Source organism: Blastococcus sp. MG754426, assembly GCF_021699055.1.
GTDB lineage: Bacteria > Actinomycetota > Actinomycetes > Mycobacteriales > Geodermatophilaceae > Blastococcus.
The window spans coordinates 26,571-32,968 of the sequence record NZ_SSXC01000048.1 but is presented as its reverse complement, the minus strand read 5'-3'; the positions used below and the strand labels follow the sequence as shown (position 1 = coordinate 32,968).

General features: G+C 75.7%; 6 protein-coding genes. 2 read left to right on the top strand and 4 right to left on the bottom strand.

Annotated features, from left to right (window positions below; translation table 11 throughout):
- Positions 1-965 (top strand): transglycosylase domain-containing protein (locus E9549_RS15290; protein ID WP_236827407.1); only part of this gene is annotated, 965 nt, incomplete at its 5' end.
- Between the two features lie 45 nt (positions 966-1,010).
- Here E9549_RS15290 and E9549_RS15285 read toward each other — a convergent pair.
- From E9549_RS15285 to E9549_RS15275, 3 genes are all read right to left on the bottom strand, one after another.
- On the bottom strand, positions 1,011-1,184 hold the full coding sequence (locus E9549_RS15285; protein WP_236827406.1) for a hypothetical protein: 174 nt from the start codon (positions 1,182-1,184) through the stop codon (positions 1,011-1,013).
- Between the two features lie 118 nt (positions 1,185-1,302).
- Positions 1,303-2,976 (bottom strand): CocE/NonD family hydrolase, encoded by a 1,674-nt coding sequence (locus E9549_RS15280; RefSeq protein WP_236827405.1) that lies wholly within the window; start codon positions 2,974-2,976, stop codon positions 1,303-1,305.
- 40 nt (positions 2,977-3,016) lie between these two features.
- On the bottom strand, positions 3,017-4,672 hold the full coding sequence (locus tag E9549_RS15275) for an FAD-dependent oxidoreductase (RefSeq protein ID WP_236827404.1): 1,656 nt from the start codon (positions 4,670-4,672) through the stop codon (positions 3,017-3,019).
- Positions 4,673-4,786: 114 nt separating this feature from the next.
- Between E9549_RS15275 and E9549_RS15270 the strand changes: the two genes are divergently transcribed.
- Positions 4,787-5,422, top strand: a complete 636-nt coding sequence (locus E9549_RS15270) for a hypothetical protein (RefSeq protein WP_236827403.1) — start codon at positions 4,787-4,789, stop codon at positions 5,420-5,422.
- Between the two features lie 79 nt (positions 5,423-5,501).
- Here the strand turns inward: E9549_RS15270 and E9549_RS15265 are convergent, their stop codons facing one another.
- Entirely contained in the window at positions 5,502-6,386 is an 885-nt protein-coding gene (locus E9549_RS15265; RefSeq protein WP_236827402.1) for an NUDIX domain-containing protein, read from the bottom strand.
- Positions 6,387-6,398 lie beyond the last annotated feature (12 nt).

Below are 6,398 nucleotides of genomic sequence, written 5' to 3'. Positions count from 1 at the left end.
CGTCCTACCCGCCCCCGCGGGGCCCGTTCCCCCCGGAGCGCGGCCCGTTCCCGCCGCCGCGCGGGGCGTACCCACCGCCGCAGGCCCCGGTCCCGCCGCCGGCCCCGCCGGCCGGACCCGAGCGCGGTCGCCGTCGCCGGCTGCGCGCGCCCCGGCGCCGCCGGGGGCTCGTCCGCCGCATCGTGAAGGTGCTCGCGGTGCTGGGCGTCGTCCAGGCGCTGGTCGTGCTGTCGCTGCGCTGGGTGGACCCGCCGACGACGGCGTTCATGGCGGCCAACCCCGCGGGCTCGGTCCAGCAGTCGGTGCCGGTCGAGCACGTGTCGCGGAACTTCCTCGCCGCGGTGATCGCGCACGAGGACGCGCAGCTGCCCTACCGCGACGGCGCCTTCGAGTGGGACGCGCTGTGGGACCGCGCGACGGCGCACCTCTCCGGCGCGGAGGACCCGTCGGGGTCGACCATCCCGCAGCAGGTGGCGAAGAACCTGTTCCTGAACCAGGAGCTCAGCGCCTGGCGCAAGGGGCTGGAGGCGGCGCTGGCGGTGGAGCTCGCGGCGTTCGTCGACGACCGCCGGATGCTGGAGCTGTACGTCAACTACGCGCAGTTCGGCCCGACGATCTACGGGGTCTGCGCGGCCGGCTGGTACTACTTCGACTCCCCGCCCGCCGAGCTGTCGGCCGACGAGGCGGTGATGCTCGTGGGCCTGCTGCCCTCGCCCGGGCACGTGCAGCGGGCGCCCGGCGGCGGGATGGACTTCCAGGTCGACGACGGCCTGGGCTGGCTGTCCCGCTCGCACGTGCTGAACGCGCAGGCGCGGGTGCCCCGCCACCTCGACCGGCTGGGCTTCACCCCGGTCGAGGACGCCGGCGTCACGGGGCTGGCCTCGGAGCAGGAGCCCTCGGGCGACGACTGCTCGACGCCGCCGCAGGAGGTCACCGACCTGATCGCGGCGGAGGGCACGGCCTGAGGGCGTCGCACGCCGGGAGCCCCCACGGGGCTCCCGGCGCGGCGCTCAGCGCTGCTCGGCGTCCTTGCCGAACTGCGGGTTGGGGACGCCGGGGCGCGGTTGCCGCAGGCCCGCGTCGAACCGCTGGGTGGCCTCGAGCTCGGCCGTGTCCGGAGCGGCGTGCCGCCCCGGGCGGGGCATCGTGAATTCGGCCGTCTCGTCGAGCAGGTGCTTGCCCACACCATGTCCTTCCGTGGAGGGTTTGGGCCAGCCTACGAGCGGGGTCCGACGGTTCGCGGGACCTCCGTCGAAGGTGCAGGTCGGCTGTGACGAGTGGGGCGGCCGGGGTGTCCGGGGCTCAGCCCAGCGGCAGCGTGACCGACGACGCCGACGCCCCGCCGTGCCCGATCCGGTGGGTCACCGGCACCCCATGGGTGCCCTGGCCGGGCGGCTCGCCGGTGCCGAGGTTGCGGGCGTACCGGGGGTGGGCGCCGCCGGAGACCTGCAGGCGCAGGCGGTGCCCGGCGAGGAATCGGTGCGCTGTGTCGGGCAGCGTCGTCTCGACCAGCCGCTCGCCCACGACCGGCTCCTCGCCCTCGGCCGGGTCGAGCCGGACCAGGCGGTCGGTCACGTTGACCGAGCGGCCGCGGGGGTCCACGTCGCAGAGCCGCACGAAGACGTCGGCGTACGGGTTGTCCGAGGTCAGGCACAGCCGGACCGTGGCGCCGCCGAGCAGCTCGACCGGCTGCGTCAGCGGCGCGGTGGTGAAGGTGCGGACGTCGTCGCGCGCCTCGAGCCGGCGGTTGTCGCGCCGGCCGGCGCTGCGGGCGAGCACCCGGCCGCCGACCGACGGCGTCGGGTCCACGGGGTCGTGGCGGAAGCTGGTCGCGTCCGGTTCCGCGGGCGGGTCGTCGCGCAGCGCGCCGCTCCCGGCGAGGTACCAGGTGCGGTCGGTGGTGGGCGGCGGCCAGTCGTCCATCCCGCGCCAGGTGCGCACCCCGGTGACGTGGACGCGGACCCGGTCGGGGCGCCGGATCGGTTGCGTGCCCTCGACCGGCAGGTGGGTGTTCAGCCAGGCGAGGCTCTCCGGCGTCGTCACGGCGGCGTCGATGGTGAGGTGCGCCCACGGGCCGACGGTGAGGCCGACGTCGACGCCGCGGTCGCGCAGCACGGCGTACTGGTGGAGCGTCTGCTCGAGGAACCAGTCCTGCCAGCCGCCGACGAGCAGCGTCGGGACGGTGCTCGAGTGGACCGCCGGGGTGGCGCGGTAGCGGTCCCAGTACGGGTCGGCGAGGTCGGGGTGGGCCAGCCACTCGTCGAACCACGGCGCCGGGTTGCCGCCGAACCGCTCGGCCAGACCCTGCAGCGGCAGCCGGTGCAGGTGCGGGGCCAGCCGCCGCTCCGCCGTCATCAGCCGGGCGGTGCCGCGGATGGCACCGAACCGCTCCTGGTGGGCGACGAGCTCGGTCCAGATGGCGAGGTTGGTGAGCTGGAACGCGCCGTCGACCAGCCCGGCCTGGGCGAGGTCGTGCGGGCCGATGTGCAGCACCATCGCCTTGAGCTCCGGCGGCGGGTCGAGGGCCAGCGCCCACTGGGTGTAGCCGAGGTAGCTCGGGCCCAGCGTCGCCAGCCGCCCGTCGAACCAGGGCTGGTCGCGCAGCCAGGCGACGGTGTCCTGCCCGTCGTGCTCCTCGTTGACGACGGGCGCGAAGTCGCCGCCGGAGCCGAAGGTGCCGCGGACGCTCTGCAGCACGACGGCGTAGCCGCGCTCGGCGTAGGGCACGGCCATGGTCACGGCGAACTGCGGGCCGCGACCGTACGGGGAGCGCAGCAGCACGGTGGGGTGCGGGCCGACGGTGGGCGGGAGGTGGACGTCGGCGCGCAGCGAGGCGCCGTCGCGCATCGGGACGGCGACGTCGCGCAGCACCCGCGCCGGGCCGAGCGCCCGGGGCAGCCGCCACCGCTTCGCCAGCGCGGTGGCGGCGAGGCGGGCGGCTCGGGACAGCGGCTGACCGGCGTCGACCTGGGGCACGGTCGCCGACCCTAGCCAGGGGCGCCGACAGCCCCTCGGGTCAGACCTTGAGCAGGCGGTGCACGTACTGGATGGCGATCCCGCCCTCGCCGACGGCGGAGGCGACCCGCTTCACCGACCCGTGCCGGACGTCGCCGGCCGCGAGCACGCCGGGGATGCTCGTCTCCAGCGGCAGGGGGCGCCGGCCGAGGGCGTCGACGCCGGCCTCGCTCAGCTCCGTGCCGGTGACGACGAAGCCGGCCGGGTCCCGCTCGAGGTCCGGCGGCAGCCACGCGGTGTGCGGCTGGGCGCCGATCATGAGGAACAGCGCGTAGGCGTCCACCTTCTCCTCGGCGCCGGTCGCCCGGTCGCGCAGGACGAGGTGGTCCAGCCAGCCCTCACCCCCGCCGTCGACGACCTCGGTGCCGGTGCGCACCTCGATGTTCGCCGTCTCCTCGACCTGGTGGACGAGGTAGTGCGACATGCCCGCCTCGAGGCTGCCCGCGCGGACGACGAGGGTGACCCGGTCGGCCCAGCCGGCGAGGTGGATCGCGGCCTGCCCGGCGGAGTTGGCGCCGCCGACGATGAACACCTCCCTGCCGGCGACCAGCGGCGCCTCCGAGGCGGCGGCGCCGTAGAAGACGCCCGCGCCGTGCAGCGCCTCCAGCGACGGGACGTCGAGCCGGCGGTAGGCGGCACCGGTCGCCAGGACGACGGCCCCGGCGACGACCACCCCGCCGGTGTGCAGCCGGACGACGACGCCCTCGCCGTCCGCGGTGAGGTCGGTGACCTGCTGCATGAAGGCGAACCGGGCGCCGAACACCCACGCCTGCTGGTAGGCGCGGCGGGCGAGGTCGGCCCCGGTGACGCCCCGCGGGAAGCCGAGGTAGTTGCGGATCGAGGAGCTCGACGTCGCCTGGCCGCCGATGCTGCCCGAGTCGATGACCACGGTGCGCAGCCCCTCCGAGGCGCCGTACACACCGGCGGAGAGGCCGGCCGGCCCGCAGCCGACGATCACCAGGTCGTAGTGCTCCCCGGTCGGCTCGATGACGGTGCCGGCGGAGCGGGCGATCTCGACGTCGCTCGGGTCCTCCATGACGGCGCCGGTGGGCATGACGAGGACCGGGAGCTTGCGCGCGGGCGCGTCGCCGAGGAGGGCGCGGCCCTGGTCGGACCCGGCCAGGCAGAAGCGGTGCGGCATGGCGCAGCGGCCGAGCACCTCGCGCAGCTCGAACGCCCGGCCCGACCACGACTCCCCCACCACGTCGATGGTGTGCGGGGCGCGGCGGCGCTCCTCCGCCCAGGCGAGGAGGAACGTCGACAGCGCCTGGTGGAACTGCTCGTCGGGCGGCGGGGCGGGCCGGACGACGTAGTGGTCGATCCGGCCGCCGGCGATCGCCTCGAAGATCGCGTCGCCGGCCTCGGCCACCCCGACGCTGGCCCAGTCGACGAGCAGGGCGCGCTGGGCGTGCCGGAACAGCCCGGGCACCTCGCCGAGGAGGTCCGCGCCCGGGGCGCCCGCGAGCTCGTCGGCGGCGAGGACCAGGGCGACGTCCTCCCCGTCGGCGGCGAGCTGCTCGAGGGCGGCGAGCGCGGCAGCCGGGGTGCGCAGGCAGGAGACCCGGTAGTCGGGCTCGTACCGGGTGCGCAGCTCCCGCTCCACGGTCGCGAGCCGGGCGGGATCGTCGTCGACGGCGAGGATCAGCGGGACGGGCATGGGATCTCCGGTGGCGTCGGACGGCCCCCGCTGCCGAAACGGTAGGCCCGGTCTCCGCGATGCACCAGGGTCCGGCGGTGGGTTGTCCCGGCGAGCCCGTGGTAGGTCACCCCGGTGGACACGCGCACCCTGCTGCTGGGCGACTGGACGCCGGTGATCCGGGACGGCATCGACGTCCTGCGGCTGGTGATCCTGGGCGGGGCCGTCGTCCACGCGGTGGCCGGCGACTGGGGTGCGGCGGCGCTGCTGGCGTTCTTCTTCGGCATCACGCTGGTCGCGCGGCTGCTGAACCTGCCGCGGCCCTACGACCTGTCGCTGACCGTGGCGATGGCGCTGCAGGGGTTCGGCGAGGTGCTCGGGCTCTACGACGAGTGGCTGGCCTTCGACGACCTGGTGCACTTCACGCTGCCCATGCTCACCGCGCCGGTGGTCTACATCGCGCTGGCGCGGGCCGAGGTGGTGCCCGACCCGCGCGACGAGACGCACCTGCCGCACTACATCGGGATCGCCGTCGTCACCGCCGCGCTGGGCATCTCGATCGGCGCGCTGTGGGAGGTGTACGAGTGGCGCTCCGACGCGTGGCTGGGCACGGACCTGTCGATCGACAACGACGACACCAACGGCGACCTGGTGCGCGACTCGCTGGGCTCCCTGGTCGGGGCCGGGCTGCTGGTGGTGTGGGCGCGGTTCGGCTGGGGGTCGGTGCGGCGGATCCCCGGGGTGAACACCCACGAGGACGTCTCCGCCTGAGGGCCTTTTGTGCACATAACGCCCCGCGGTGCGCTCTGTGCACAAAAGGCCGCGTGGGGGCGCCCGGTTGTGCGCCGGGTCAGCTGATGGCGGTCGGGTCGATGTCCCGCGCCCCGAACGGCTCGACCAGCGCGGAGAGCGGGGCCGGGCCGTCGTCGCCGTCGTAGACGTACTCGACCCGGCCGCCGGCGAGCACCGGACGGGTCATGACCGGCCGGATGCGCCGCGGCGCCGCCATGGCGGACGCCACGTCCGGGTGGGCGGAGAGGTCACGGAGGCTCGAGGCGGTCGCGTTCATCATCGTGAGCGACCCGTCGCGGAAGCTCGCGAACGCCTCGGCGACCGGCAGCCAGGTCACGCGGTCGGCCTCGCCGCCGACGTCGCGGGTGCGCTGACCGGCCGGGAGCGCGGCGAGGAAGAACCGGGTGTCGAACCGGCGGGCCGACCACTCCGGCGTGATCCAGTGCGCCCAGGGGCGGAGCAGGTCGGCGCGCAGCAGCAGCGATCGCGCGGCCAGGAAGTCGCTGAGCGCCAGCGTGCCCTCGATGAGGGCCAGCCGGTCGCGCTCCCAGTCGTCGCCGGTGGTGTCGGTGACCGGGGTGCCGTCCCGGTGCGCGGCGAGCAGGACGCCGGACTCCTCGAACGTCTCGCGGACCGCCGCCGCGACGAGCGCGGTCGCCAGCCCGGGGGCGCAGGAGAAGGCCGCGGCCCACTCGGCCGGCGGTGGGCCGGCCCAGTGGTCGGCGGCCTCGCGGTCGCGCGGGTCGACCGAGCCGCCCGGGTAGACGTGCATGCCCGGGGCGAAGGCCATGGTCGGGCGGCGCCGCAGCAGGTAGACCTCCGGGCCGGTCGCCCCGTCGCGGAGCAGGACGACGCTGGCGGCGTCGCGGGCCGCGACGACGTCAGTCTCCCCGCGCAGGTAGCGCGCGACGAGCTCCGTCCGGTCGGCCGCCATGGAGCTCATGCTCGCATCGGA

What these genes read in the sequence shown, in the direction of transcription:
- E9549_RS15275 (WP_236827404.1), bottom strand. Translation starts at nt 4,672, where the DNA reads ATGCCCGTCCCGCTGATCCTCGCCGTCGACGACGATCCCGCCCGGCTC.
- E9549_RS15265 (WP_236827402.1), bottom strand. Translation starts at nt 6,386, where the DNA reads ATGAGCTCCATGGCGGCCGACCGGACGGAGCTCGTCGCGCGCTACCTG.